Source organism: Stenotrophomonas sp. SKA14, assembly GCF_000158575.1.
GTDB classification, from domain to species: domain Bacteria; phylum Pseudomonadota; class Gammaproteobacteria; order Xanthomonadales; family Xanthomonadaceae; genus Stenotrophomonas; species Stenotrophomonas forensis.
In genome coordinates this window covers 1238354-1263706 of the sequence record NZ_DS999412.1, presented here as the reverse complement: position 1 = coordinate 1263706, position 25353 = coordinate 1238354, and the positions used below count along the sequence as shown (strand labels likewise).

Below are 25353 nucleotides of genomic sequence, written 5' to 3'. Positions count from 1 at the left end.
TTACTCCTTCGCCTTGGCGGCGGCCGGCGCGGCCGGCTTCAACACCGGGCGGTTCTGCCGGTCCACGGCGATCACCGGCTGGCCGGCACGCAGCAGATGGCCACCGGCGGCGACCACCCAGTCGCCTGCGCCGACGCCCGTGAGCACCGGCACCGTCTCGCTGCCGTAGGCACCGGTGGTGACCGTCGCAGCCTTCAGCGTGCTGTTGGCCGGATCGACCACCCACACGCTGGCGGCACCGTTGGCACCGCGCTGCAGCGCGCCCAGCGGCAGCTGCAGGGTGCCGTGGCGGCCGGCGCTGCTGTAGACACGTGCGCTCTGGCCCAGCTCCACATCGGCCAGTGCATCGGCCGCCAGGCTGACCCGGGTCGCATAGGTGCGTGCCTGCGGATCGGCGGCGGCGGCAATCTCGCGGATCGTGCCCGGCAGGCGCTGGCCCGGGCGGTTCCACAACTCCACCTCCACCGGCTGGCCGACCGCGTAATCGCGGATGGTGGCTTCAGGCAGGTCGATCAACACTTCGCGGCCACCGTCGGCGGCCAGGTTGAAAATGGTCTGGCCGGCAGACACCACCTGCCCGGCTTCGGCCTCGCGGCTGGCGATCACGCCGTCGGCCGGTGCACGCAGCTGCGCGTAATCGGCCTGGTTGCGCAGCACATCGAGGTTGGCACGCGCCGCATTGGCCTGGCCCTGCGCCGCCTTGAACGCGGCAGACTGCTGGTCCAGCTGCGAGCGGCTGACCAGCTGCTGGTCGGCCAGCACCTGATAGCGCTTGAGGTCGTCGCGGGCGCGCACCAGGTCGGCCTCGGCCGCGGCCAGCTGGGCCTGCGAAGCGCGGGCCTGCAGCGCGAAGTCGGCCACGTCCAGCTCGGCCAGCACGTCGCCCTTCTTCACCCGCTGGCCGGCATCGACATGACGCTTGACCAGATTGCCGCCTACGCGGAACGACAGCGGGCTTTCCTGGCGGGCACGCACCGTGCCCGGGAACGCCGCCGGTGCCTGCCCGGCCTGCTCACCGGGATGCACCACCAGCACCGGCACGGCCGCCTGCGGCGCCTGTTCCTGTCCCGAACAGGCTGCCAGCGCAGCCACCCACACCATACCGCCCATCCAGCGCACGATCTTCATCGGTCAACGTCCTGAAAACGCAGGGTCCAACAAGGGGGAGCCGCGACTACCGGCCCAATTTAATAAATTTAATAAACCGGTCGGTATAGTATAAATATCGAACCGCTTGGTCTAGTATTGTTGCGATGAGTTCTCCCACTTCCCGCAAGCCGTCGGCCAAGCCTGCTGCCAAGGCCGCCGGACCCGGGCGCCCCAAGGATCTCGGCAAGCGCGCGGCGATCCTTGAAGCAGCCAAGGCACTGTTCATCGAACAGGGCTATACCGGCGTGAGCATGGACGCCATCGCTGCTCAGGCCGGCGTCTCGAAGCTGACCGTGTACAGCCATTTCGGCGACAAGGAGACCTTGTTCTCCGAGGCCGTGCAGTCCAAATGCATTGAAATGCTGCCCGACGCCCTGTTCGTGGCCGACGCGGACGGCCCGCTGCGCGACCAGCTGATCGGCATCGGCCTGGCCTTCTTCGAGCTGATCACCTCCGATGCGGCAATCTCCATCCAGCGCATGATGATGGCCCCGGAAACCGATGAACGCCTGCGCGAGCTGTTCTGGCAGGCCGGCCCGGAACGTACCTGCGCGGCCCTGGCCGACTTCCTGCGCGCGCGCGGCGAACGCGGCGAGCTGGAGATTGCCGATTACTACCTCGCCGGCCAGCAGTTCCTGACCCTGGTGAAGGGCGAAGTGCACATGCATATGATGTGCGGCATGCCACTGTCACCGGTGGAGTGCGACCCTCTCACCCACGTGACCGCCAGCATCGACTTCTTCCTGCGCGCCTATGCGCCACGAGGGGCCGGGACGGCCGGATAACCAAAACTGAACGAACCGGAGGTCGCGATGACTTCCGGCACTGCGACCCCGGCCACCCGGCAGCTGATGCTCTGGGCGCGCCGCCGGCCTCCGGCACCGGTAAAATGGCCGGCCCACTGCGCTGGATTTGAACCTCATGACGATTGATTACGCCCACGCCCGCGAACTGATGGTGGAACAGCAGATCCGTCCCTGGGACGTGCTGGACATCAAGGTGCTCGACGTCCTCGCCCGCCTGCCGCGCGAGGCCTTTGTCGCCGACGCGCACCGGGCGCTGGCCTACGCCGACGTCGAACTGCCGATCGGCCATGGCCAGAAGATGATGAAGCCGGTCATCGAGGGCCGTACCCTGCAGGCACTGGACCTGCAGCCGGGTGACGAAGTGCTGGAAATCGGCACCGGCAGCGGCTTCCTGGCCGCCTGCATCGGCGCGCTGGCGCGCGACGTGCTGAGCCTGGAGATCGACCCGGAACTGGCCGCCGCCGCGCGTGCCCGCCTGGACGCGTCCGGCCTGGGCACCAATGTCCGTGTCGAAGTGGCCGACGCCCTGTCCTGGCAGACCGAACGCCGCTTTGACGTGATCTGTGTCACTGGTGCGGTCGACGTGGTGCCGTCACAGTTCGCCTCGTGGCTGCGTCCGGGTGGCCGCCTGTTCGTGATCCAGGGCCGCTCGCCGGCGATGGAGGCCCTGCTGGTCAAGGCCGACGGCAGCACCGAATCGCTGTTCGAAACCGATATCGATTACCTGCGCGGTGCCGCCCCGGCACCCCAGTTCCACCTCTGAGTCCAAGGAAGCCGCAATGATCCGCCGATCCCTCGCTGTTGCGCTGGCCACTGCCCTGCTGCCGTTGTCCGCCCATGCCGCCGACCTGCTGCAGGTCTACGAGATGGCGCGCAACGGCGATCCGCAGCTGTCCGCCGCCGAATCGACCCGGCTGGTCGACAAGGAAGGCGCCGTGCAGGCGCGCGCCGCCCTGCTGCCGCAGATCAACGGCCAGGCCACGCTGAACCGCACGCGCAGCGAGGCGGACCATGACGCCAACTCCGGCACGATCACCAGCAAGCGCCGCAACTACACGATCGACGGCAGCCAGACGCTGTTCAACTGGACCCAGATCAACAACCTGCGTTCGCAGCGCGAGCTGAGCAAGGCGGCGGACTTTACCCTCGATTCGGCCAACGACAGCCTGATCGTGCGCACCTCGGCGGCCTACTTCAACGTGCTGGTGGCGATCGAATCGCTGAACGCCGCACAGACCAATGAAGCGGCCGCGAAGAAGCAGTTCGACTTCGCCGACAAGCGCCTGGAAGTGGGCCTGGCGCCGATCACCGACGTGCACGAAGCACGCGCCCAGTACGACCAGGCGCGCGCCAACACCATCGTTGCGCAGAACACCCTGGCCGATAACTATCAGGCCCTGACCGAACTGACCGGCCAGCCGGTGGTCAACCTGCGTGGCCTGCCGGCGGACTTCCGCCCGGAAGTGCCGGCCAACCGCGGCAACATCGACGAACTGGTGCACCAGGCGACCAACCAGAATCCGGCGCTGAAGGCGCAGGAGCTGAAGGTCAGTGCCGCCGAAGCCAGCGTGCAGGCCGCCCGTGGTGGCCATTACCCGACGCTGTCGCTGGGCGGCAGCTGGGGCAAGAGCGCGACCTGGGGTGACAGCACCGGTGCCGGCTCGCTGTCGCCGGATGCACGCACCAACAGCATCGGCCTGACCCTGAGCGTGCCGATCTTCTCCGGCGGTGCCACCCAGTCCGGCGTGCGCCAGGCGCTGGCCCAGCGCGACATCGCCCAGGACGGCTACGAGCAGCAGAAGCGTGCCCTGGACCGCAACACCCGCAATGCCTACCAGACTCTGGTGCAGGGCATCAGCGAAGTGGAAGCGCGCCGCCTGGCGGTGGTCTCGGCGCAGAGCGCGTACGACGCTTCGCAGGTTGGCCTGGAAGTCGGTACCCGTACCGTGCTGGACGTGATCCAGAACCAGCGCATCCTGTTCTCGGCGCAGCTGGATTACGCCAACGCCCGCTACACCTTCCTGCAGAACCGCCTGCTCCTGAGCCAGTCGCTGGGTGCGCTGGACGTGGCCGAGCTGCAGGACGTCAACCGCCTGCTGACCCAGGACGCCGGCAACCCGGCAACGACCACGCACTGAGCCATCGCCCTTCCGGCAACGAAGAAGCCACCCGCGAGGGTGGCTTTTTTGTGGGCGGGGCAGACAGAAACTTCCCCGCATTGGGCGCCTCCCTGCCGTCAGCCGGGCCAGGCATGCATCCGCTCCGCTGCGGCCAGCAGGCACAGCGCGGCAGCCAGGGGGGCCAGCACCGGCATGGCGCGTGGCAGCGGAACCTGCGTGCGCAGGACAGCCAGGCACAGCGCCGCCATCACCAGCAGGGTTGCCGGGCCGGGCAGCACCGGCAAGGTGCCCATCGGCATCGCCAGCGCCAACAGCGCCGCCGACAGCACCACGACGACCCGCATCATCGGTGTGGTAAATCCGGGTGTTGCATCGCGCACTGCAGTCCACAGCTGCGCCGCCAGCCGCGCCGCCACCCGCAGCAGCACCAGCAGCAACGCCGCCAACCCCGCCGCCCCCGCCAGCGGCAGCAGCGGCATCATCCACTGCAACTGCGGATGCTGCTGCAACGCCATCGACAGCGGTCGCGTACCGGCCAATGCCGGGAACTCGACCAGGCCGGCCTGCAACGCAGCCAGCACGATCAGCAGCAGCATCGCCAGCAGCAGCACGCCCGCAAGCAGCAGCGTCTGTCGCGCGCGCGCCTGGCCGCGCATGCCCGGAAATCCCAGCACCAGACCGGCGCAGGCAAACACGCCAAACAGCGGCACGCTGGCCGCCAATACCCCGCCTGGCCCGAAGCGATAGGGCGCCGTGGCTTCCGGCAACCACGGAATCCAGAGCGCGTAATGCACGTGGCGGGCTGCCAGCGCCAGCAACAGCAGGCCGGTGCCCAGTTTCACCGTCAACAGCGCACAGGCCACCAGTGCCGCGCGCCTCGGTGACAACAACACGGTCACGCCCAGCAGAAGCAGGCCGAGGGTGGCCGTCAGCGCGACCGGCATCGCGTTGCCGGCCTCGATGCCAACGCTGGCCAGCAGTGCATGCACATGACTGGCCAAGGATTGCGCCACGCCGGCGCTGGTCGCCATCAGCTCCACCAGCAACGCGCCGCCGAGCAGGCCGGCCGGGGCGCTGCCCCAGCGGGCCTGCAGCAGACCATGCAGGCCGTCGGCCGCCGGCAGCTGCTGGCCCAGGATGTGCAGGCAGTACAGCAGCGGTCCTGTGCCCAGCGCAGCCAGCAACAGGCTCAACACTATGGCGGGGCCTGCCTGGGCGGCAGTGTGCTGCCCCACCAGCGCGATCACGCTGCCACCCAGCATCAGGGTCAGGGCCACCACCGCAAGATGATCCGTGCCCGGCCCTGCATCGCGCACGCCGCCCTGGCCACTGTCGCTATCCATCGCAAGGTTCCTTGATGCCCGCCCAAGCGCGTTCGACAGCAGGCTGGCACCCTGCGGCGAAGGGCGGTATCAGAATCCGTGGCGTGCACGCCGCAATGTGACCGCTGGCACGCAGGTAGACCGCCCCCCGGTCCTGCAACGACAGGAATCTGGCCGCTAAGCAGAATTGATGCAGTCGATCACGTCATTCGATCCGCAACACAGGGATCGAATCATTGCCGAGGGAGGCCCCGCCACACCCTCAGCTGCGCGGAGGAGGCAGGTGGGGCGCCACCAATGCCAGCGTACGCTGCAACGCGCCGCGACCGTTGCTGACCAGGGTGCACCCGGCGCGCGCCATGTCCTCGCGTGCGCCTGCGTCTTCAAGCAGGTGCTGCAGCAGATCGCCAACTGCCTGCACGTCCTCGCCGATCAGCAAGGCGCCGGCCTCACGCATGCGTCGTGAGATCTCCGAGAAGTTGTGCAGGTGCGGACCGGTCACCGCGGCGGTACCCATCGCCGCCGGTTCCAGCAGATTGTGGCCACCGATCGATTGCAGGCTGCCGCCCACGAACGCCACCTGCGCACAGGCATAGAACGGCATCAGCTCGCCCAGGGTGTCGATGACGAACACATCGGTGCCGGCATCCGGCCACTGCTTCGCACGCCGGGTCGCCACATTCCAGCCCTGCTCGCGCGCCAAGGCCTCCACCTTCGGGAAGCGCTCGGGATGCCGCGGCGCCCACAGCAGCAGCAGATCGGGATGCTGCTGGCGCAGGCGACGGTGCAGGTCGATCACCGCCTGCTCCTCACCGTCATGGGTGCTGGCGGCGATCCACACCGGGCGTCCAGCGGGTACCTGCGCATGGAACTGCGCGACGAAGTCCTGCACGTCCGGCGTGGCGATGTCGAACTTCAGGTTGCCCAGCGCCTGCACCTGCCCGGGGGTCGCGCCCAGCTGCACGAAACGCTCGGCATCATCCTGCGACTGGGCGGCGACGCAGGTGACCGTGCGCAGGGCGCGACGGATCAGCGCTGCCAGCAACCGGTAGCCACGCAGCGAGCGGGCCGACAGGCGGGCATTGAGGATGTAAACCGGGATGCGGCGATCGCGGCAGCCGAACAGCATGTTCGGCCACAGCTCGGTCTCCAGGATCAACGCCAGGCTGGGCCGGAAGTGGCCGAGGAAGCGATTGACGCTGCCCGGCACGTCGTACGGCAGGTAGACGTGGTCCAGCGCGTCGCCCCACAGCGCGCGCACACGTTCAGACCCGGTCGGGGTGATGGTGGTGATGACCCAGCGGATATCCGGGCGTTGCTGGCGCAGGGCGTTCACCAGCGGCGCGGCGGCATTGACCTCGCCCACCGACACCGCATGCAGCCAGACCCGCGGCTGGCCGGTCGGCTGTGGGTAGGAGGCGTAGCGCTCGTCCCAGCGCCGGAAGTACTCACGGACCCGGAAACCGCGCCAGACCAGGTGGTACACGGTGATCGGCAGCAGCAGGTACAGCACGGCTGAATACAGGCCGCGCAGGATCCATTCGACAGGGTCTTTACGCATGGGGCAAGGATACGGGAGCCCCCTGGGAAAGACACGCGGCCGGATTGGTAGAATGGGGCAATGTCCGATGCCTCCACTGCCGTCCGCCCGTCGCTGCGCGATCCCCGCAACTGGCCGATGTTCGCCGTCATGTTCGGCGCCTTCGCCATTGCCCGCCTGCCGTGGATGCTGCAGCGCGCGCTGGGCCGGGGCGTCGGCTGGATCAGCTGGCGCCTGCTCGGCAGCCGCCGCCGCGCCGCCGAGGTCAACCTGCAGCTGTGCTTCCCGGAAAAGGACGAGGCCTGGCGCCAGCGCCTGGTGCGCGACAGTTTCGACGCGCTGGGCGTGGGCGTGTTTGAGTGCATCCGTGCCTGGTGGGGCAGCATCGACCGCATCCGCCCGCAGGTGCAGATCGAGGGCCTGGAACATCTGCAGCGGATGCAGGCCGAAGGCCGCGGCGTGCTGCTGGTCTCCGGCCACTTCATGACCCTGGAGATGTGTGGCCGCCTGCTGTGCGACTACGTCGACCTGTCGGGCATGTACCGAAAGCACAAGAACCCGGTGTACGAGTGGGCGGTGAAGTTCGGCCGCCTGCGCTACGCCAAGGCGATGTATGCCAACGAAGACATCCGCGCCACTGTGCGGCACCTGAAGAAGGGCGGCTTCCTCTGGTACGCGCCGGACCAGGACATGCGCGGCAAGGACACCGTATTCGTGCCGTTCTTCGGCCACACCGCTTCGACCATCACCGCCACCCACCAGCTGGCGCGGATGACCGGCTGCGCGGTGATCCCGTACTTCCACCGCCGCGAAGGCGGGAAGTACTTCCTGAAGATCGGCGCACCGCTGGAGAACTTCCCCAGCGAAGACGTGGAAGCCGATACCACGCGGGTCAACCAGGCCATCGAAGCCATGGTGCGCGAGGCCCCCGACCAGTACCTGTGGATCCACCGCCGTTTCAAGCGCCAGCCGGGCGGCCGGAGCGATTTTTACAAGTAGATCCACGCCATGCGTGGATGCTCCACATTCGGGTACCGGCACCTACAACGGCCAACGGCACCATGCGTGCGCGTACTCACCCAACGCGCTGGCCAGGCCCGCGCGGACCGGATTGGCCAGGATGTACATCGCCTTCTCATGAAGGGATTCATCGCTGCGTACGGCGTGATCGTGGTAGCCGTGCTGCCACAGCGTGCCGCGTCGGCCCAGATGCTGGTTCAACAGGCGGCTGCTGCGTGATTTGAGCAGGGCCATGCAATCAGCCAGGGTCCCCCTGCGCAGCTCCATCAGCCAGTGCAGGTGATCCGGCATGACCACCCAGGTGAGGCTGTGGCTGAGGCCCCTGCGCTCTACGAAGCGCAGAGTGTCGATCAGGATCGCTACGTTCTCGCCATCGGCGAACAACGGTTCACGGCCGAGGGTTGCCGTGGTCAATGAGTACACGTTGCCGGATCGGGAACAGCGACCGTAGCGGAGTCTGGAGCTGGCCATGCGTCCAGCTTGCGCGGCGTGCCGGGACAGCGGTATTGGAGGTCCGGCCATGTCTGGGTCGGGAAAGCCCATCCACGCATGGCGTGGATCTACTGATCGGCGCCCTGGCTGATTCACGCCATACCCGGAAGCGCGGTCACTTCACCGGCGGGGAATCCCCTGCCTCGCGCGCCAGCAGGCTGCCGGCGAACAGCGCGGCCAGCATCACCGTCAGGCCGCCCCAGAACGCGGAATAGAACGCCAGGTGGGTGTTCAGCGGAAACACCGTCACCGCCAGCGCCAGCATCGCCGGGCGCGCACGCTCACGCGCGCTGGCCGGCGCATAGCGCCATGCGCGCCAGGCCTGGGCCACCGCCGCCAACCACAGCAGCAGACCGAGCCCCCCGGTTTCAGCCAGGATTTCCAGCACGATCTGATGGGCATGCAGCGCAGGGGCATTGCCCCAGACCGCCGGACCTTCATCGGCGACGCAGGCCGGATAGGCATCGCGGAAGCCGCGTGCGCCGACACCATTGATCGGATGTTCTTCAATCATGCACACGGCGGCCTGCCAGATCCGCGTACGACCGGACAGTGCCTGGTCGACACTGCCGTCGCTCCCTTCCCAGGCAATCGCGGTCCGCGCGAAGCGTTCGCGCAGCTGCGGCACGCTGGCGGTCAACGCGCCCGCTGCCAGCACCGCGATCAGCGCCAGCAGCGCCAGACGCTTCCAGCCGAACTGACGCACGCCGCTGTAGGCCAGCACCAGCACGAAGGTGATCCACGCGGCACGCGCCCCTGCCAGCAACAGCACGCAGCCAAGCGCGGCGGCCGCCAGCAACCAGCCCGCATTGCCGAAGCGCCGTGCAACCGGCAGCAACAGGAACGGTGACAGGCTGGCCAGCACCTGGCCGAATTTCAGATTGCACGGCCCGAGCGCACCACTGAGCCGGTCAGCCAGCGCGGCTTCGTCCGCGGGGCACAACGCGCGGCCACTTACCGCCAGTTTCAGGTGTTCCAGCGACCAGAACCATGGGCTGGTACCGGCGACGGCCTGTACCAGTGCATCCAGCGTCCACGCGCCGGTGATCAGTGCCAGGCCACCGAAGGTCAGCCGCCGCCGTTCCGGCGTGGCCACGGCGATTGCCACCAGCCACATGAAGGGCAGGTAGCGCAGCCCGGCAGCGGCCTTGGTCCACGACGCCGACGGGTCGATGGCATCGATGGCCGAGAACGCCTGTGGCAGCCAGTAACCAAGGAACAGGATCGAGGTCAGCGCCCAGGCCGCCGTGCTCAACAGGTGCGGGCGGCGCTGCAGCCGGCGCGTGACCATGCGCGCGGCAGCATAGACCGCACCCAGTCCCAGCACGGTTTCGGCGATGCCCGGCAGCGGCCACATCGCCACGTACGCCAGCACCCACCAGGGTGCCCAGCGCCCGGCGCGGTCGTCGCGCAGAGCAACGGTGGCGTCAGCCGGCAAGGTCGGCATAGAGGCGGAGGGTGTCACGCTGCATGGCCTGCAGGGTAAACGGGATGCGCGCCGGCAGGGACGGCGGCTGCGCCAGCAGGGCCAGCGCACGTTCACTCAGTGCGCGCGCATCGCCGAGCGGAACCGCACCACTGGGCTGCAACTGCCGTAGCAGTTCACCCACACCGCCATGGTCCCAACCCAGTACCGGGCGGCCGACCGACAGCGCTTCGACCACGGTACGGCCGAACGCTTCGGGCTTGTCCGACAACTGCAGCACCAGGTCGCTGGCCGCGTAGGCCTGGGCGATGCGCGCGGTCGGCGTGCTGATCTGCACGGCGTCGGCCACGCCCAGCGCCGCCGCCTGCCTGCGCAGATCCGCTACATAGGCTTCGCGGCCCGGTTCATCGGTGCCCAGCATCCACAGCTGGGCCGGCACACCGGCCGCGCGCACGTCGGCCAGCAGCTGCAATGCATGGGCGTGGCCCTTCAGGCGGGTGCCCCGCCCCGGCAGCAGCATCAGCGGGCCGTCCACCTGCCCCAGCCACGGATAATCGGCGGCCAGTGCCAGCCGCGGCCGACGGTCGGCGCGCGCGACGCGCGGGAACTGGGCGACATCGACACCGCGGGGAATGACCTGCAGTTTTTCTTCCGGCACCGTCGGGTAGTGGCGTTGCACGTAGTCGCGTACCGTGTTGGATACACAGATCACGCGCTCACCGCTGGTCATCACTGCGCTGTAGCGGCTGGGTGAGTTCAGCCCGTGCACGGTGGTGACCCAGTGCGGACGCTGTGCGGCGGGCATGGCGCGGATCGCGTACAGGCCCAGCCAGGCCGGCAGCCGCGAACGGGCATGCACGATGTCCGCGCCAACCTCGGCAAACAGCCGGCGCAGGGTCGGCAGGTGCCGCAGGGTCAGCAGCGACTTGCGGCCAATGTCCAGGGTGAGGTGCTCGGCACCGCTGTCCAGCAGCGGCTGCACCAGGCGGCCGCCCGCGGACACCACCAGCGCTCGATGGCCGGCGGCAACCAGGGCCGCAGCAATTTCCAGGGTCGAGCGCTCGACACCGCCGGAGTGCAGCGCCGGCAGCAACTGCACCACGGTCAATCGGCGCATCGAAGGGGCGGCCGCTTAGTCGGCCAGCACGAACACGGACCCGCAGTACGGGCACTGCGCTTCGCCGTTGGGTTCGTCTTCGATCGGCAGGTACACGCGCGGATGCGAGTTCCACAGCGCCATTTCCGGGGTCGGGCAGCTCAGCGGCAGGTCGCTGCGGTGCACGGTGTAGCGCTTCTCGGCGTTGGCGGGCGCGGTGGCGGTATGGCTCATGGCGGATGTCGATGAACGGGTTGCGAGGGCTGTGATTCTAGCATCCGGGCCGCCTCGACATTACGCCGCCGCCCTGCAGGCCGGATCGGCAGGGCGATTTCTTCAATCGATCCAGCGGGTTCGCGCTGAAAACCCACCGACCGCGCTATTTCCCGCATTTGGATCGAACTAAATGGCACTTGTCAGCTCGCGGCGGCTGTTGCAGGATCGGGCCAGGTCGCGACCCGACCTGCCCTCTTCGACCCGATCGCATGGCCCGCCCCCACCGGACCGGCATCGCCTCTCCCACTGCCATCCCGGCGGGCGGAGCGATGCTGTCCGTGGTGCCCGCCGATGTGGGTTCTGCCCGCCGCCAGCCCTTCCGGGAGATCCCTGCATGACCCTGTCCGATCCACGCCGCGCCTTGCTTCCGCTCGCCCTGGCCCTGGCCTGTGCGACCACTGCGACGCCGGCCCTGGCACAGGGGCTGCAGACCTCGTTTGAGCCGGGCGAGCCGGCCCCGACCCCGACGGCGGGTGGGTTGCAGGTTTCGATCGGCAACGGTCCTGCCGCGCCCTATACCGCCAAGCGCAATGCCGGTTACAGCGGCCTGCACGCACTGCGGTACAGCAGCGGAGGCGGCAGCGCGCGGCGCGCGCTGTACAAAACCGATCTGCCCATCGAGGCCGATACCACCCTGTCATGGCTGGTGCTGCCGGAAATCGTCGGCAAGGACACCGTGGCCTCGACGTACGTCTCGCTGGACCTGCTGCTGGACGATGGCAGCCGCGTGTCCTCCAGCGCTGCTCGCGACCAGCATGGCGTGGCCATCGGCGCGCGCGCGCAGGGCGAGTCGAAGACGCTGTATCCGCAGCAGTGGGCGCGCAAGGCGATACGCCTGGGCGAGATACCCGCGCTGCAGGGGCGTCGCGTGGTGGCGATCGAACTGGAGGTGGCCAGTGCCGACGGTGCACCGGTCTCCGGCTGGATCGATGACGTGCGCCTGGACGCACAGCCACATTCCAGGCCACAGCGGGTCTCCGACTGGGTGCTGACCACCCGCGGCACCCAGGCCAACGGGACCTTCTCGCGCGGCAACAATTTCCCGGCCACGGCGGTGCCGCACGGGTTCAACTTCTGGACCCCGGTGACCGATGCCGGTGCACTGAACTGGCTGTACCGCTGGAACGAACAGAACGATGCGCAGAACCGTCCGCAGCTGCAGGCGCTTGCGCTGAGCCACCAGCCCAGTCCGTGGATGGGCGACCGCCAGACCTTCCAGGTGATGCCGTCGGCCAGCCGAGGCGTACCCGACGCCGACCGCCGCAAGCGCGCGCTGTCGTTCGATCGCAGCCACGAGAGCGCGCGCCCCTACCGTTACGACGTGCGCTTCGACAACGGCATCGCAGCGTCGATCGCGCCGACCGACCATGCGGCGCTGTTCCGCTTCGAATTCCCCGAAGACGGCGACGCCAACCTGCTGTTCGACAATGTCGATGCGCGCGGCGGGCTGACCCTGGATGCCGCCACGCAGACGCTGTACGGCTACACCGATACCCGCAGCGGCCTGTCCAACGGCGCCAGCCGCATGTACGTCGCGGCCAGTTTCGACACCCCGTGGCGCAGCAGCGGCCGCCTCGACACCGGCCGCCCCACCGGCTACATCAAGTTCGATGCCGGCAGCGAGCGACGGGTGACCATGCGCATCGCCACCTCGCTGATTTCGGTGGAACAGGCCCGGCACAATCTGGCGCTGGAGATTGCCGCCGCCGATACGCTGGAGAGCGTGGCCGGCCGCGCGCAGGATGCCTGGGATGCACGCCTGGCCCGATTCGATATCGGCGATGCCAGCGACGACCAGAAGACCACGCTGTATTCCAGCCTGTACCGGCTGTACCTGTATCCCAATTCCGGCCACGAGAATGTGGGCAGCGCGGCCGCACCGGACTGGCGCTACGCCAACCAGGCCAGTGCCAGCGAGGACAACACCGATGGCAGCGCGACCCGGACCTTCGCCGCCGTGCGCGATGGCAAGGTGTTCGTCAACAACGGGTTCTGGGACACCTTCCGCACCACGTGGCCGGCCTATGCACTGTTCACGCCCGACGATGCCGGGCAGCTGGTGCAGGGCTTCATCGAGCAGTACCGTGCCGGCGGCTGGATCGCACGCTGGTCGTCGCCGGGCTATGCCGACCTGATGGTCGGTACCAGCTCCGACGTGGCCTTCGCCGATGCGTGGCTGAAGGGTATCGGCGGCTTCGATCCGGCCGAGGCCTATGCCGCCGCGCTGAAAAACGCGACCGTGGTGCCGCCGGACCGCCACGTCGGCCGCAAGGGCATGGACCGTTCGACCTTCCGCGGCTACGCCAGTGCGGACGTGCATGAGGGCATGTCGTGGACGATGGAAGGCGCGCTCAATGACTTCGGCGTCGCCAACATGGCCGATGCCCTGGCCAAGCGCGCAACCACGCCTGCCGCACGCGAGCGCTACAGCACCGAGGCCGACTACTTCCGCTACCGCGCGGCCAGCTACGCAACGATGTTCGATCCGGCCGCCGGCTTCTTCCAGGGCCGCACTGCCGACGGACACTGGCGCGTGGATTCCAGCCGCTACGACCCGCGCGTGTGGGGCCACGACTACACCGAGTCCAATGGCTGGACCTTCGCCTTCACCGCCGCCCACGATGGTGAGGGCCTGGCCGCGCTGTACGGGGGCCGCGACACGCTGGCGGCGAAGCTGGATGCCTTCTTCTCCACCCCGGAAACCGCAGACCCGGCACTGGCCGGTTCCTACGGCGGCACCATCCATGAAATGACCGAAGCACGCGATGTGCGCATGGGCATGTACGCGCACAGCAACCAGCCGGCGCATCACATCCCGTGGATGTACCTGTACGCCGGGCAGCCCTGGAAAACCCAGCAGCACGTGCGCGAGATCCTGTCGCGGCTGTACGTGGGCAGCGAGATCGGCCAGGGCTACCCGGGCGACGAGGACAACGGCGAGACCTCGGCGTGGTACGTGCTGGCTTCGCTGGGCCTGTACCCGCTGCGCATGGGCGCCCCGGAGTACGTGATCGGTTCGCCGGCGTTCCGCCATGCCCGCGTGGAACTGCAGGGCGGCGCGGTGCTGACCGTGAACGCGGCCAACAACTCACGCGAGAACGTCTACGTGCAGTCGCTGAAGATCAACGGCAAACCCTGGACCAGGACCTGGGTGCCGCACGAACTGATCGCCAAGGGGGCAACGCTGGACTTCGTGATGGGCCCGCAGCCGTCGCGCTGGGGCAGTGGCGTGGACGACGTGCCGCGTTCGCTGACCGCGCGTGGCCAGCGTCCGCAGCTGCTGCACGATCTGCTCGGCCACACTGCGAAAGCGACGCTGGCCGATGGCCGCGCCCTGCCAGCGCTGGTGGATGACGATGCCGGCACCACGGTCGGCCTGGGCGGGGGCGCGACCATCGCGCTGACCGGGCTGGCCGACGGCGCACCCACGATGTACACGCTGACCAGCGGTGACGGCAGCATCCGTGGCGGCGAATGGGCCTTGGAAGCACGCAGCAGCAGTGGCAGCTGGACGCTGCTCGACCAGCGCAGCGGCGAAGACTTCGAGTCCGCCCGCCAGACCCGGCCGTTCCGCATCGCCAGGCCCGGTCGCTACAGCGAGTACCGCCTGCGCCTGGTGGCGCCGGGCCGGATGCCGCTGGCGGAGATCGAACTGCTGGCGCCCGGCGCCGTGCAATGAGCCTCATGCGCTACCGTCTGCTGCCACTGGTCCTTGCCGCCCTGTCCTTTTCCAGCTTCGGCCAGACCCAGGCGTTCGATACGCAGCTCACCCGCGAGGGTGTGACCCTGAACTACCAGGACGTGCGTGGCGCCCTGGCCGCGCCGCAGCGCAAGCGGGTGATCGATACGTTTTACTTCGCCTACCTGCGCGAACGCGCGGACTTCCGCCCTGCGGCGCCGTCCATGGTGCGCATCGTGATCGATCCGGCCTACACCGGCATCGCCTTCGTAGGTGACAAGGACCAGGCGGCAACGATCACCATCAACCCGGGTTGGCTGGCGCAGCACCCGAACGACATCGACCTGGTCACCCATGAAGCGATGCACATCGTGCAGGGTTATCCCGGCTACGGCGATGCACGGGTACCCGGCTGGCTGGTGGAGGGCATCGCGGACTATGCACGCGACCGCTACGGCATGGACAACGCCGCCGCCGGCTGGGCGCTGCCCGGCAAGGTCGAGAAGGGGCAGAACTTCGACAGCGGCTACCGGGTGACCGGAGCGTTCCTGAAATGGGCCGAAGCCGAGCATCCCGGCCTGGTGCTGGCGCTGGACAAGGCCCTGCGCGAGGGCCGCTATGCACCGGCGCTGTGGCAGAAGCAGACCGGCAAGGCATTGCCGGCCCTGTGGGCGCAGTACGTCAAGCCGCGCTCGGATGCACCGGCGCCTGCTCCGTCACGCCGCGGCAAGCGGCACTGATCAGGCGCCACGCGCGCGCCGGGCCTGGCCCGGCGTCATCGCATCATGGCCTCAGCGCGACCGCACGAAGCCTGCGTACAGTGCGAACAACTGCTGGAAGTACCGCCGGGTCACTCGATTGCGCATGACACTTTCGCCGATGGGGAGGTGGTCGGGCCCAGGGTGGGAAGGCCGGTCCGGTCCCTTCCCACGGCCGGGCCGCGTGGGCGTATTGGGCCGCAACGGCGTTGCAGGGAAATGACCGGGTTGCGTAGCGTGTGTGGCACGGACCAGCGGTAGAGCCGGCCGCTGGCCGGCTGCAGTGGTGGTGGGCATGATTGCGCTTGCCGGCCAGCGGCCGGCACTACCCGTTTCCGCTTCGCGGAAACAGAAACGCGCCCCGTGGGGCGCGCTTCTGCAGCTGGAATCGGAAAGAAGGCTTATGCCTTCTTTTCCGCTTCCAGCTGCTTGCGGATCTGCGCATCGACCGCCGCGATGGCCGTCATGTTCAGGATCCGGCGCGAGGTGGCGCTGGTGGTCAGGATGTGCACCGGCTTGTTCACGCCCATCAGGATCGGGCCGATCGCCACACCATCGGTGAACACACGCACCAGGTTGTAGGCGATGTTGGCCGCTTCCAGGTTCGGCAGCACGAACAGGTTGGCGCGGCCCTGCAGGGTCGAGCCCGGCAGCAGCTTCTGGCGCAGCGCTTCATCCCACGCGGTGTCGCCCTGCATTTCGCCGTCCACGTTCAGACGCGGGTTGCGCTTGAGCAGCAGCTCGCGCACCTGGCGCATCTTCAGCGCGTCCTTCGAATCATGGCTGCCGAAGTTGGAGTGCGACAGCAGCGCCACCTTCGGTTCGATGCCGAACAGCTTCATGCGGTAGGCCGCCTGCAGCGTGGCTTCGCACAGCTGCTCGGCGGTCGGGTCTTCCTGCACGTGGGTATCGACGAAGAAGAACACGCCCTGCTGGTTGATCACGCCGGTCATCGCCGAGGTCGAGGTGACCTTCGGCTCCAGCGGCAGCACGCTGCGCACGTAGCCCAGCTTCTTGTGGAAGCGGCCGACGATGCCGGTCAGCATCGCGTCGGCTTCGCCACGCGCCACCATCACCGCCGCGATCAGGGTCGGGCGCGAACGCATCAGGTTCTTCGCTGCGGCCACGGTCACGCCACGACGGCCGGTCAGGCCGTGGTAGTACTGCCAGTACTCGTTGAAGCGCGGGTCGTCGTTGATGTTGGTGACTTCAACGTTCTCGCCGATCTTCAGGCGCAGGCCGAGGCGCTCGATGCGCGACTCGATCACTTCCGGGCGGCCGATCAGGATCGGGTGCGCCAGGCCGTCATCGACCACGTTCTGCACCGCCTGCAGCACCACTTCCTCTTCACCTTCGGCGTACACCACGCGCTGCTTGTCGCTGCGCGCGCGGTCATAGACCGGCTTCATCATCAGGCTGGTGCGGTAGACGAACTGGGCCAGCTTGTCGCGGTAGGCGCCCATGTCGTCGATCGGGCGCGAGGCCACGCCCGAGTCCATCGCGGCCTGGGCCACGGCCGCCGACAGCTCCACCAGCAGGCGGCGGTCGAACGGACGCGGAATCAGGTATTCACGGCCGAAGCTCGGGGTGTCGCCGCCATAGGCCGAGCCCATGTCGGTGGCGGCGCGGCGGGCCAGTGCAGCGATGGCACGCACGCAGGCGATCTTCATTTCCTCGTTGATCGCGGTGGCGCCCACGTCCAGCGCACCGCGGAACAGGTACGGGAAGCACAGCACGTTGTTGACCTGGTTCGGGTAGTCCGAACGGCCAGTGCCGATGATTGCGTCCGGGCGCGCTGCACGCGCCAGCTCCGGCATGATTTCCGGGGTCGGGTTGGCCAGGGCGAAGATCACCGGGTCCGGCGCCATGGTCTTGACCATCTCGGCGGTCAGGATGCCCGGTGCCGACAGGCCCAGGAAGATATCGGCGCCATCGACGATCTCGGCCAGGCTGCGCTTGTCGGTGTCGCGCGCATAGCGCTGCTTTTCCGGGTCCAGGTCGGTACGGCCGGTGTGGATCACACCCTCGCGGTCGAAGGCCAGGATGTTCTCCGGCTTCAGGCCCAGCTGCACCAGCATGTTCACGCAGGAAATGCCGGCCGCGCCCATGCCCGTGGTCGCCAGCTTCACGTCCTCGATCTTCTTGCCGGTGATCGCCATCGCGTTGAGCACCGCCGCGCCGACGATGATCGCCGTGCCGTGCTGGTCGTCATGGAACACCGGGATCTTCATGCGCTCGCGCAGCTTGCGCTCGACCACGAAGCACTCCGGTGCCTTGATGTCTTCCAGGTTGATGCCGCCGAAGGTCGGCTCCAGCGAGGCGATGATGTCGACCAGCTTATCCGGGTCGGTTTCATCCACTTCGATGTCGAACACGTCGATGCCGGCGAACTTCTGGAACAGCACGCCCTTGCCTTCCATCACCGGCTTGCCGGCCAACGCGCCGATGTTGCCCAGGCCCAGCACCGCGGTGCCGTTGGAGATCACCGCCACCAGGTTGCCGCGCGCGGTCAGCTCGCTGGCCTGCTGCGGGTCGGCCTTGATCGCTTCACAGGCGTACGCCACGCCCGGCGAATACGCCAGCGACAGGTCGCGCTGGGTCAGCATGGGCTTGGTAGCGGAAACCTTGATCTTGCCGGGCGGAGACATCCGGTGGTAATCGAGGGCGGCCTGTTTGAAATCTTCGTTGGACATCGATGTGGGTTACATGAATGGGCAGAAGGGACAGGGGATGATACCCCCGTTGGAGCGTCTGGACCTGTCGCTATCCTGTCGCAGGCATGCTGCGACCGCACAATTCCGTGCCGTATGCGACGGGACCTTGATACCAGCTTCGGCGCCTCGCGTGACAGCCGTGGGACGCCTTGAAACGCCGCGGGGCCGTACCACTGTCGTGATCGGCCCCGCGGTACCACACACCTGGATCAGCCCTTGGCCGGCAGCGCCTCGGGCAGCGCGTCCACCGGCGGCGGCAGCTCGCTTTCGCGGCCGTCCAGCGCCAGCTGCAGGCGATTGCGGTCCAGTGCACCTTCCCAGCGCGAGACCACCACGGTGGCCACGGCATTGCCGATGAAGTTGGTCAACGAGCGGCATTCGCTCATGAAGCGGTCCACGCCCAGGATCAGCGCCATGCCGGCCACCGGCACTTCCGGCACCACGGCCAGGGTGGCGGCCAGGGTGATGAAGCCGGCACCGGTGACACCGGCCGCGCCCTTGGAGCTGAGCATGGCGACCAGCAGCAGGGCGATCTGGTGGCCCAGGGTCAGTTCGGTGTTGGTGGCCTGGGCGATGAACAGCGCGGCCAGGGTCATGTAGATGTTGGTGCCGTCCAGGTTGAACGAGTAGCCGGTCGGAACCACCAGGCCCACCACCGACTTGCTGCAGCCGGCCCGTTCCATCTTCTCCATCAGCGACGGCAGGGCCGACTCCGACGAGGACGTGCCCAGCACCAGCAGCAGTTCGGCCTTCAGGTAGCGCGCCAGCTTGAACACCGAGAAACCGCACAGGCGGCAGACCAGGCCCAGGATCACCGCGACGAACAGGAACGCAGTGAGGTAGAACGAGCCCACCAGCCAGGCCAGGTTGATCAGCGAACCGACGCCGTACTTGCCGATGGTGAAGGCGATCGCACCGAAGGCACCGATCGGGGCGGCCTTCATCAGGATGTGCACCAGCTTGAACACCGGGGCGACCAGCGCCTCCAGGAAGTTCAGCACCGGCTTGCCCTTCTCGCCCACCATCGCCAGCGCGATGCCGAACAGCACGGCCACGAACAGCACCTGCAGGATGTTGCCGTCGACGAAGGCGCTGAGCAGCGTCTTCGGGATGATGTCCATCAGGAAGCCGACCAGGGTCAGGTCATGCGACTTCTCGACGTAGCTGTGCACCGCGGTCTGGTCCAGCTCGGCCGGGTTGATGTTCATGCCGGCGCCGGGCTGCACCACGTGCGCCACGATCATGCCAACGATCAGCGCCAGCGTGGAGAAGAACAGGAAGTACGCCATCGCCTTGGCAAACACCCGGCCCACCGTGCGCAGGTGGGTCATGCTGGCGATGCCGGTGACGATGGTCAGGAAGATGACCGGCGCGATGATCATCTTCACCAGGTTGATGAAGGCGTCGCCGAGCGGCTTCATCTTCTCGCCGATCAGCGGTTCGTAGTGGCCGAGGATGGCGCCCAGGACGATCGCCACGATCACCTGGAAATACAGCTGGCGATAGATCGGCAACGGCCTGCTGGGCAGCGTCGGGGCGGTGGGAATATGCATGGCGGACTCCGGAAGGGGCGAGCTCTGACGCGAACGGCCCGCTGCGGGGCAGGAACCGTCTCCAGGGATCTGGTCGCAGCCCGGGCGCGGCGTGCGCAGGGGTGCGACCAATGGACGCCTTTGTACGCGCCAGGCACGCCGGCGCAGATAACCTATTGGTACTAGCCCCCCGGTTCAGGTGGCCACGGTGCCTACACTGGCGCCGCACCGCCCGATCACGGGGAGGCCGGTGGCCCGGGCTGAACGGCCGGGCGCGTCCTTGCGAAAGTTCCGGCCCTTGCGGCCGTTGATGTCCTGTCCACACGCAATCTGAGAGAGCCGCACCCAACATGCGCCCGATTCCCACCTTGCTGGCCCTGTCGCTGGCCGCCCTTCCCGCCTTCGCTTCGGCAGCGGATTTCGACAACTGGCCGACCAAGTACACCTTCGGCGATGGCACCGAGCTGGCCGCCACCGCCAACATCGCCTACGACTACAACGACTTCTCCTCGGCCAGCGGCCTTGAGGACGATGATGCCGTGCGCCGCAAGGAGTTCGGCGCAACGTTGAAGAAGAAGGGCGTCTACGACGCGATGGTCTACTACGACTTCCAGGCCGACACCTGGCTGGACGTGTTCGTGCGCTTCGAGAGCAAGGCGTTCTTCGGCCGCGACGTCGGCCGTTTCCGCTTCGGCTACATGAAGACCCCGGTCGGCCTGGACGCGAACACCTCCTCGCGTGCCGGCAGCTTCCTGGAGACCGCGCTGCCGGTGCAGGCGTTCTACGCCGGCCGCCGTACCGGCGTGGAATGGGTGCTGGAGCGCCCGCAGTACCTGCTGCAGGCCGGCGCCTATGGCGGCAAGGACCTGCAGGGTGACAACCCCGGCACCACCCAGGCGGTGCGCGCCGTGTGGACGCCGGTGAAGGCGCCGGGTGACGTGATCCACCTGGGCGTGGCCTATTCGCAGGAGAATCCGCGCGGCTACAGCGATGGCCGCGATGTGCACCACGAAGCCAGCGCACGCCTGCGCGCACGTCCGGAAGCCGGCCTGACCGACATCCGTTACGTCGACTCCGGCGCGCTGGTCACCGCCGACCAGATCCGCCGCACCGGCCTGGAAGGTATCTGGATCCGTGGCCCGTTCTCGCTGCAGGCCGAAGCCCTGCAGGCCACCGTCACCCGCAAGGGCCTGCCCGACTACACCGGCAGTGGCCAGTACGCGATGGCCAGCTGGGTACTGACCGGCGAATCGCGCCCGTACAACGCCGGCGCCGTGGCCAACATCAAGCCCGCGCACAACTACGGCGCGGTGGAACTGGTGGCACGTTACAGCCGCCTGGACCTCGACGACGGCAGCATCCTCGGTGGCCGCCAGCACGACCTGACCCTGGGTGCGAACTGGTACCTCACCAGCCACTTCAAGTTCCAGGCCAACTACGTGAAGGTCGACGCCAGCCGTCGTGGCGTGCACAGCACGCCGGAAATCTTCGAGCTGCGCGCGCAGATGCACTTCTGACCCCTTCCACGTCAGACCCCGGGGGGCGTGCACGCCACGCCCGCCGGCCCTGCGTAGACTGCCGCCATGTACTGGCTCAGCCGCCATCGGATGCTGTTGCTGACCATCCTGGTAATGGTCGGTGGCACCGTACTGTGCGCGGTCGCCGCCGGACATTACGCCTGGCGCCGCGCACTGGGCGAGGAAAGCAGCCAGGTGCAACGCCAGCTGCAGCTGTATGGCCAGGGCCTGCAGCAGCGCATCGACCGCTTTGGCACGCTGCCACAGGTGCTGGCACTTGATCCGGATCTGCTGCATGCCCTGCGCGTGCCGCCCTCGCCTGCCGAACGGCAGCGGCTGAACCTCAAGCTGCAGCGTGCCAACGAGGTCACCCGCGCCTCCACGCTGACCCTGGTCGGCCACGACGGCGTGGCCGTGGCGGCCAGCAACTGGGACCAGCCGACCACCAACGTGGGCGAGAACTACAGCTACCGCCCCTACTACCGCCAGGCGCTGGCCCAGGGCCGCGGCCGTTTCTACGGCATCGGCATGACCACCGGCGTACCCGGCTACTACCTGTCGCAGGCCATCGAGGAAGACGGCAAGCGGCTGGGCGTGGTGGTGATCAAGGTCGAGCTGTCGGCGCTGGAGCAGGAATGGCTGAGCAGCCCAGACGTGGTGCTGGCCAGCGACGACCACGACGTGGTGTTCCTGGCCAACCGGGACAACTGGCGCTACCGCCTGCTGCGACCCTTGGGCGCCGATGAGCGCCGCGAAATGCTCGATGCACGCCAGTACGCCGACCGTGCCCTGCAGCCGTTGCGTGCGCGCACCGAGGACGTGCTGGCCGATGGTGGCCGCATGGTGCGCCTGCTCGACCCCGCCCTGGTACAACCGATGCTGTGGCAGAGCCTTGCACTGCCCGCCGAGGGCTGGAACCTGCACCTGCTGCACGATGCCAGTGCTGCCACCGCCGCCGGCCGCGCGGCGGCGCTGACCGGTGGCGCGGCGTGGCTCGCACTGGGCTTTCTGGTGCTGTTCGTGCAGCAGCGCCGGCGCCTGGCCAAGCACCGCCTGCGCAGCCGCCGCGAACTGGAAACCCTGCTCAAGCAGCACGCGCAGGAGCTGCGTACCGCGCAGGATGGCCTGCTGCAGGCGGCCACCGACGCCGACAGTGGCCTCAGCCGCAGCCTGGAACACCTGCCACAGGGCGTGGTGGTGATCGACCGTGAGCTGCGCCTGGTCGCGTGGAATTCGCGCTACCTGGAGCTGTTCCGTTTTCCGCTGGAACTGGTGCGCGTGGGGCGGCCCATCGAGGAGCTGTTCCGCTTCAACGCGCGTCGCGGCCTGCTTGGCCCCGGCCCGGTCGACGAAGCGATCGAGCGTCGCCTCAACCACCTGCGCAGTGGCCGCCCGCACATGCGCGAGAGCGAGAAGGACGACGGCACGGTGCTGGAGATCCGCGGCAATCCGTTGCCCGACGGTGGCTTCGTCACCAGCTATGCCGACATCACCAGCTACAAGAACGCCGCGCGCGAACTGCGCTCGCTGGCCGACGCACTCGAGCACCGCATCGCCGAGCGTACCCATGACCTGGACGAGGCCCGCCGCGAAGCCGAGCAGGCCAACCGCTACAAGACCCGCTTCGTCGCCTCGGCGGTGCACGACCTGCTGCAGCCGCTCAATGCCGCGCGCATGTTCGTCTCGGTACTGCGCGGCAAGCTGAGCGATCCGGCACAGCAGCAGACCAGCGACCACATCGACGCCGCACTCGCTGCGCAGGACGCGATCCTCAACAGCTTGCTGGATATCGCGCGGCTGGAGTCGGGCAGCCTGCCGACCCGCGTGCAGGCCTTCCGGCTGGGGCCGCTGCTGCAGACGCTGGCGCGTGAGTTCGGCATCGCCGCACAGTCGCGCGGGCTGGTGGTGGACTGGGTCGATACCGATGCGGTGGTGGTCAGCGATGAAGCGCTGCTGCGGCGCATCCTGCAGAACTTCCTCTCCAATGCGCTGCGCTACAGCGAACGCGGCCGCGTGCTGCTCGGTTGCCGGCGCCGCGACGGGCTGCTGTGGATCGAAGTGCACGACCAGGGACCCGGCATTCCCGATGCGCTGCAGGGCGAGATCTTCGAGGAATTCCGCCGCCTGCACGACGGCCAGCAGCGCGGTGCCGGCCTCGGCCTGGCCATCGTCGACCGCATCGGCCGCCTGCTCGGCCACCCGATCCGGCTGCGCTCGCAGGTAGGCCAGGGCAGCGTGTTCGCGGTGGGTGTGCCGTTCGGCGATGCCAGCGCGATTCCCACCACGGCACCGGCGCCGGTGCTGGTGCAGGAACCGTCCGCAGATAATCCGCTGCGCGGGCGTCGGGTCTGGGTGATCGACGACGATCCCCACGTCTGCGCAGCCAGCCGCGCGTTGCTGGAACGCTGGGGCTGCGAGGTGATGCTGGCCGATGGCCCGCAGGCCGCGCTGCAGCTGGCCAGTACCACAAGCGTGCCGGAGCTGGTGCTGCTGGACGTGCGTATGGGCGATCACCACGGCCCGGTGCTGTACGAGACATTGGCGGAACTGTGGCAGGCACGCCCGCCGGTGGTGCTGGTCACTGCCGAGCGCGATGCGGGGTTGCGCGAGATGGCCGCCGAGCGCGGCTGGGGAATGATGGCCAAGCCGGTGAAACCGCCAGCGCTGCGGGCGTTGATGAGCCAGCTGCTGATCCGCCATCGCGGGTAGTTTCCAGCCAACGGCGCAGCCCCTCGTGGGTGGGGGGAGGGTCGCGGAAAACAAGATCCGTGGGTGGGCCGGTCGGGTTGGGTGCGCGGGGGACGCCGTGAATCCATCCCTGGAGGCTTGGCAGCCGCATCCATGCGGCTGACACCCCCGCGCACCCAACCCGACCGTCCTCTGACAGATTTCGGTGGCCTGCACCCACGGAAAAGAAAAAGAAGATCAAAAGCGGGTGGCGCGCTGCGCTTGCTCGTGTAGAGCCGAGCGTGGGCTCGGCTCTACAAAAGGCGGCCTGCCAGGCTGCTTTTGCTTTTGATCTTCTTTTTCTTTTCCGTGGGTGGCAAACACCCGGAATCTGTCAGCGGCCGGGTGGGTGGGTAGTGCGGGGTGTCCGCGGCATGGATGCCGCGGCCAAGCCCCCATGGATGGGTTCACGGCGTCCCCGCACTACCCACCCACCCGGCCAGCCCTCAGTAATCCGGCTTTCCGCGACCAACCAGACACCACCCACGAGGGGCTGCGCCGTTGGCTGGAAACTACAGCCCGGCGCCGGCGTCGCCTTCCGGCTCCAGCGCCTTCACCAGCACCGCTGCCTGCGTGCGGCTGTGGCATTCGAGTTTTTTCAGAATCGCGGTGACATGTACCTTCACCGTGTTCTCGGCCAGCCCCAGCGTGTAGGCGATCTGCTTGTTGAGCAGGCCATCGGCCAGGCACAGCAGCACGCGGAACTGCTGCGGGGTCAGCTGGGCCAGGCGGCTGGCCAGCAGCGCGTCGGCCTCCGAGCGCTCGGCGGCCATCGCCGGGAACCACAGCCCGCCGTCGAGCACGGCCTGCACCGCCTCGCCGATGGTCTCGGCCGGGGCCGACTTCGGGATGAAGCCGGCGGCGCCGAACTGCTGGGCGCGGCGGATCACCCGCGGATGGTCGTTGGACGAGAGGATCACTACCGGAATGTCCGGATGCGAACCGCGCACGTGAAGCAGCGCGGAGAAACCGTGCGCGCCGGGCATGGTCAGGTCGAGCAGCACCAGGTCCACATCCGGGTGCGCGTCGAGGGCTTCGGCCAGGGCCTCGGCACTGGCCACCTCGCGCACCTGTGCCAGCGGCAGGCTCTGCCGCAATGACTGCACCACCGCCGAACGCAGCAGCGGGTGGTCGTCGGCGATCAGGATGGTGTATTCGCTCATGCCGCCATTGTACGGG

At 68.1% G+C, this 25353-nt stretch carries 18 protein-coding genes; 8 read left to right on the top strand and 10 right to left on the bottom strand.

The annotated features are described in order from the left end of the window. Positions 1-1128: an efflux RND transporter periplasmic adaptor subunit gene (locus SSKA14_RS05840; RefSeq protein WP_040007124.1), complete on the bottom strand. Its 1128-nt coding sequence runs from the start codon at positions 1126-1128 to the stop codon at positions 1-3. 125 nt (positions 1129-1253) lie between these two features. On the opposite strand from SSKA14_RS05840, the gene SSKA14_RS05835 reads away from it, so the two are divergent. From SSKA14_RS05835 to SSKA14_RS05825, 3 genes are all read left to right on the top strand, one after another. Beyond that, entirely contained in the window at positions 1254-1934 is a 681-nt protein-coding gene (locus SSKA14_RS05835; RefSeq protein WP_008264859.1) for a TetR/AcrR family transcriptional regulator, read from the top strand. A gap of 136 nt (positions 1935-2070) precedes the next feature. Further along, complete coding sequence (locus tag SSKA14_RS05830) at positions 2071-2718, top strand: protein-L-isoaspartate O-methyltransferase (protein WP_006468193.1); 648 nt, start codon at positions 2071-2073, stop codon at positions 2716-2718. A gap of 16 nt (positions 2719-2734) precedes the next feature. Further along, positions 2735-4093, top strand: coding sequence for a TolC family outer membrane protein (locus SSKA14_RS05825; RefSeq protein WP_008266809.1), 1359 nt, complete (start codon positions 2735-2737; stop codon positions 4091-4093). A gap of 98 nt (positions 4094-4191) precedes the next feature. Here SSKA14_RS05825 and SSKA14_RS05820 read toward each other — a convergent pair whose 3' ends face one another. Next, positions 4192-5418 (bottom strand): hypothetical protein, encoded by a 1227-nt coding sequence (locus tag SSKA14_RS05820; RefSeq protein WP_008266482.1) that lies wholly within the window; start codon positions 5416-5418, stop codon positions 4192-4194. Between the two features lie 241 nt (positions 5419-5659). Then, on the bottom strand, positions 5660-6958 hold the full coding sequence (gene waaA / locus SSKA14_RS05815; RefSeq protein ID WP_008266660.1) for a lipid IV(A) 3-deoxy-D-manno-octulosonic acid transferase: 1299 nt from the start codon (positions 6956-6958) through the stop codon (positions 5660-5662). 60 nt (positions 6959-7018) lie between these two features. Between waaA and SSKA14_RS05810 the strand changes: the two genes are divergently transcribed. After that, positions 7019-7936, top strand: coding sequence for an LpxL/LpxP family Kdo(2)-lipid IV(A) lauroyl/palmitoleoyl acyltransferase (locus tag SSKA14_RS05810; protein ID WP_008264987.1), 918 nt, complete (start codon positions 7019-7021; stop codon positions 7934-7936). Between the two features lie 42 nt (positions 7937-7978). On the opposite strand, the gene SSKA14_RS05805 is transcribed toward SSKA14_RS05810, so the two are convergent. From SSKA14_RS05805 to SSKA14_RS05790, 4 genes are all read right to left on the bottom strand, one after another. Beyond that, the gene (locus SSKA14_RS05805) at positions 7979-8428 is read right to left on the bottom strand and encodes a transposase (protein ID WP_040007119.1); all 450 of its coding nucleotides are present in this window, start codon (positions 8426-8428) and stop codon (positions 7979-7981) included. A gap of 136 nt (positions 8429-8564) precedes the next feature. Then, entirely contained in the window at positions 8565-9896 is a 1332-nt protein-coding gene (locus SSKA14_RS05800; protein WP_040007117.1) for an O-antigen ligase family protein, read from the bottom strand. Then, entirely contained in the window at positions 9877-10992 is a 1116-nt protein-coding gene (locus tag SSKA14_RS05795; RefSeq protein WP_008266910.1) for a glycosyltransferase, read from the bottom strand. The genes SSKA14_RS05800 and SSKA14_RS05795 overlap by 20 nt, the downstream gene beginning before the upstream one ends. A 15-nt stretch (positions 10993-11007) precedes the next feature. Further along, positions 11008-11205, bottom strand: coding sequence for a zinc-finger domain-containing protein (locus tag SSKA14_RS05790; RefSeq protein ID WP_005410967.1), 198 nt, complete (start codon positions 11203-11205; stop codon positions 11008-11010). Positions 11206-11581: 376 nt separating this feature from the next. Between SSKA14_RS05790 and SSKA14_RS05785 the strand changes: the two genes are divergently transcribed. Continuing rightward, positions 11582-14926 (top strand): GH92 family glycosyl hydrolase, encoded by a 3345-nt coding sequence (locus SSKA14_RS05785; protein ID WP_008267069.1) that lies wholly within the window; start codon positions 11582-11584, stop codon positions 14924-14926. Next, positions 14923-15666, top strand: coding sequence for a basic secretory protein-like protein (locus SSKA14_RS05780; RefSeq protein ID WP_040007111.1), 744 nt, complete (start codon positions 14923-14925; stop codon positions 15664-15666). The genes SSKA14_RS05785 and SSKA14_RS05780 overlap by 4 nt, the downstream gene beginning before the upstream one ends. A gap of 419 nt (positions 15667-16085) precedes the next feature. On the opposite strand, the gene SSKA14_RS05775 is transcribed toward SSKA14_RS05780, so the two are convergent. Both SSKA14_RS05775 and SSKA14_RS05770 read right to left on the bottom strand, forming a co-directional pair. Then, entirely contained in the window at positions 16086-18377 is a 2292-nt protein-coding gene (locus tag SSKA14_RS05775) for an NADP-dependent malic enzyme (protein ID WP_008267111.1), read from the bottom strand. A 230-nt stretch (positions 18378-18607) separates the two neighbouring features. Further along, positions 18608-19951 (bottom strand): dicarboxylate/amino acid:cation symporter, encoded by a 1344-nt coding sequence (locus SSKA14_RS05770; protein WP_008267073.1) that lies wholly within the window; start codon positions 19949-19951, stop codon positions 18608-18610. A 329-nt stretch (positions 19952-20280) separates the two neighbouring features. Between SSKA14_RS05770 and SSKA14_RS05765 the strand changes: the two genes are divergently transcribed. Together SSKA14_RS05765 and SSKA14_RS05760 are read left to right on the top strand one after the other, a co-directional pair. Next, on the top strand, positions 20281-21447 hold the full coding sequence (locus SSKA14_RS05765; RefSeq protein WP_008268245.1) for a porin: 1167 nt from the start codon (positions 20281-20283) through the stop codon (positions 21445-21447). A gap of 66 nt (positions 21448-21513) precedes the next feature. Further along, positions 21514-24156 (top strand): PAS-domain containing protein, encoded by a 2643-nt coding sequence (locus tag SSKA14_RS05760; protein ID WP_008265358.1) that lies wholly within the window; start codon positions 21514-21516, stop codon positions 24154-24156. A 530-nt stretch (positions 24157-24686) separates the two neighbouring features. Here SSKA14_RS05760 and SSKA14_RS05755 read toward each other — a convergent pair. Then, on the bottom strand, positions 24687-25337 hold the full coding sequence (locus SSKA14_RS05755; RefSeq protein WP_008268765.1) for a response regulator transcription factor: 651 nt from the start codon (positions 25335-25337) through the stop codon (positions 24687-24689). Between the last annotated feature and the right edge of the window lie 16 nt (positions 25338-25353).

What these genes read in the sequence shown, in the direction of transcription:
- SSKA14_RS05840 (WP_040007124.1), bottom strand. Translation starts at nt 1,128, where the DNA reads ATGAAGATCGTGCGCTGGATGGGCGGTATGGTGTGGGTGGCTGCGCTG.
- SSKA14_RS05835 (WP_008264859.1), top strand. Translation starts at nt 1,254, where the DNA reads ATGAGTTCTCCCACTTCCCGCAAGCCGTCGGCCAAGCCTGCTGCCAAG.
- SSKA14_RS05830 (WP_006468193.1), top strand. Translation starts at nt 2,071, where the DNA reads ATGACGATTGATTACGCCCACGCCCGCGAACTGATGGTGGAACAGCAG.
- SSKA14_RS05825 (WP_008266809.1), top strand. Translation starts at nt 2,735, where the DNA reads ATGATCCGCCGATCCCTCGCTGTTGCGCTGGCCACTGCCCTGCTGCCG.
- SSKA14_RS05820 (WP_008266482.1), bottom strand. Translation starts at nt 5,418, where the DNA reads ATGGATAGCGACAGTGGCCAGGGCGGCGTGCGCGATGCAGGGCCGGGC.
- waaA (WP_008266660.1), bottom strand. Translation starts at nt 6,958, where the DNA reads ATGCGTAAAGACCCTGTCGAATGGATCCTGCGCGGCCTGTATTCAGCC.
- SSKA14_RS05810 (WP_008264987.1), top strand. Translation starts at nt 7,019, where the DNA reads ATGTCCGATGCCTCCACTGCCGTCCGCCCGTCGCTGCGCGATCCCCGC.
- SSKA14_RS05805 (WP_040007119.1), bottom strand. Translation starts at nt 8,428, where the DNA reads ATGGCCAGCTCCAGACTCCGCTACGGTCGCTGTTCCCGATCCGGCAAC.
- SSKA14_RS05800 (WP_040007117.1), bottom strand. Translation starts at nt 9,896, where the DNA reads ATGCCGACCTTGCCGGCTGACGCCACCGTTGCTCTGCGCGACGACCGC.
- SSKA14_RS05795 (WP_008266910.1), bottom strand. Translation starts at nt 10,992, where the DNA reads ATGCGCCGATTGACCGTGGTGCAGTTGCTGCCGGCGCTGCACTCCGGC.
- SSKA14_RS05790 (WP_005410967.1), bottom strand. Translation starts at nt 11,205, where the DNA reads ATGAGCCATACCGCCACCGCGCCCGCCAACGCCGAGAAGCGCTACACC.
- SSKA14_RS05785 (WP_008267069.1), top strand. Translation starts at nt 11,582, where the DNA reads ATGACCCTGTCCGATCCACGCCGCGCCTTGCTTCCGCTCGCCCTGGCC.
- SSKA14_RS05780 (WP_040007111.1), top strand. Translation starts at nt 14,923, where the DNA reads ATGAGCCTCATGCGCTACCGTCTGCTGCCACTGGTCCTTGCCGCCCTG.
- SSKA14_RS05775 (WP_008267111.1), bottom strand. Translation starts at nt 18,377, where the DNA reads ATGTCCAACGAAGATTTCAAACAGGCCGCCCTCGATTACCACCGGATG.
- SSKA14_RS05770 (WP_008267073.1), bottom strand. Translation starts at nt 19,951, where the DNA reads ATGCATATTCCCACCGCCCCGACGCTGCCCAGCAGGCCGTTGCCGATC.
- SSKA14_RS05765 (WP_008268245.1), top strand. Translation starts at nt 20,281, where the DNA reads ATGCGCCCGATTCCCACCTTGCTGGCCCTGTCGCTGGCCGCCCTTCCC.
- SSKA14_RS05760 (WP_008265358.1), top strand. Translation starts at nt 21,514, where the DNA reads ATGTACTGGCTCAGCCGCCATCGGATGCTGTTGCTGACCATCCTGGTA.
- SSKA14_RS05755 (WP_008268765.1), bottom strand. Translation starts at nt 25,337, where the DNA reads ATGAGCGAATACACCATCCTGATCGCCGACGACCACCCGCTGCTGCGT.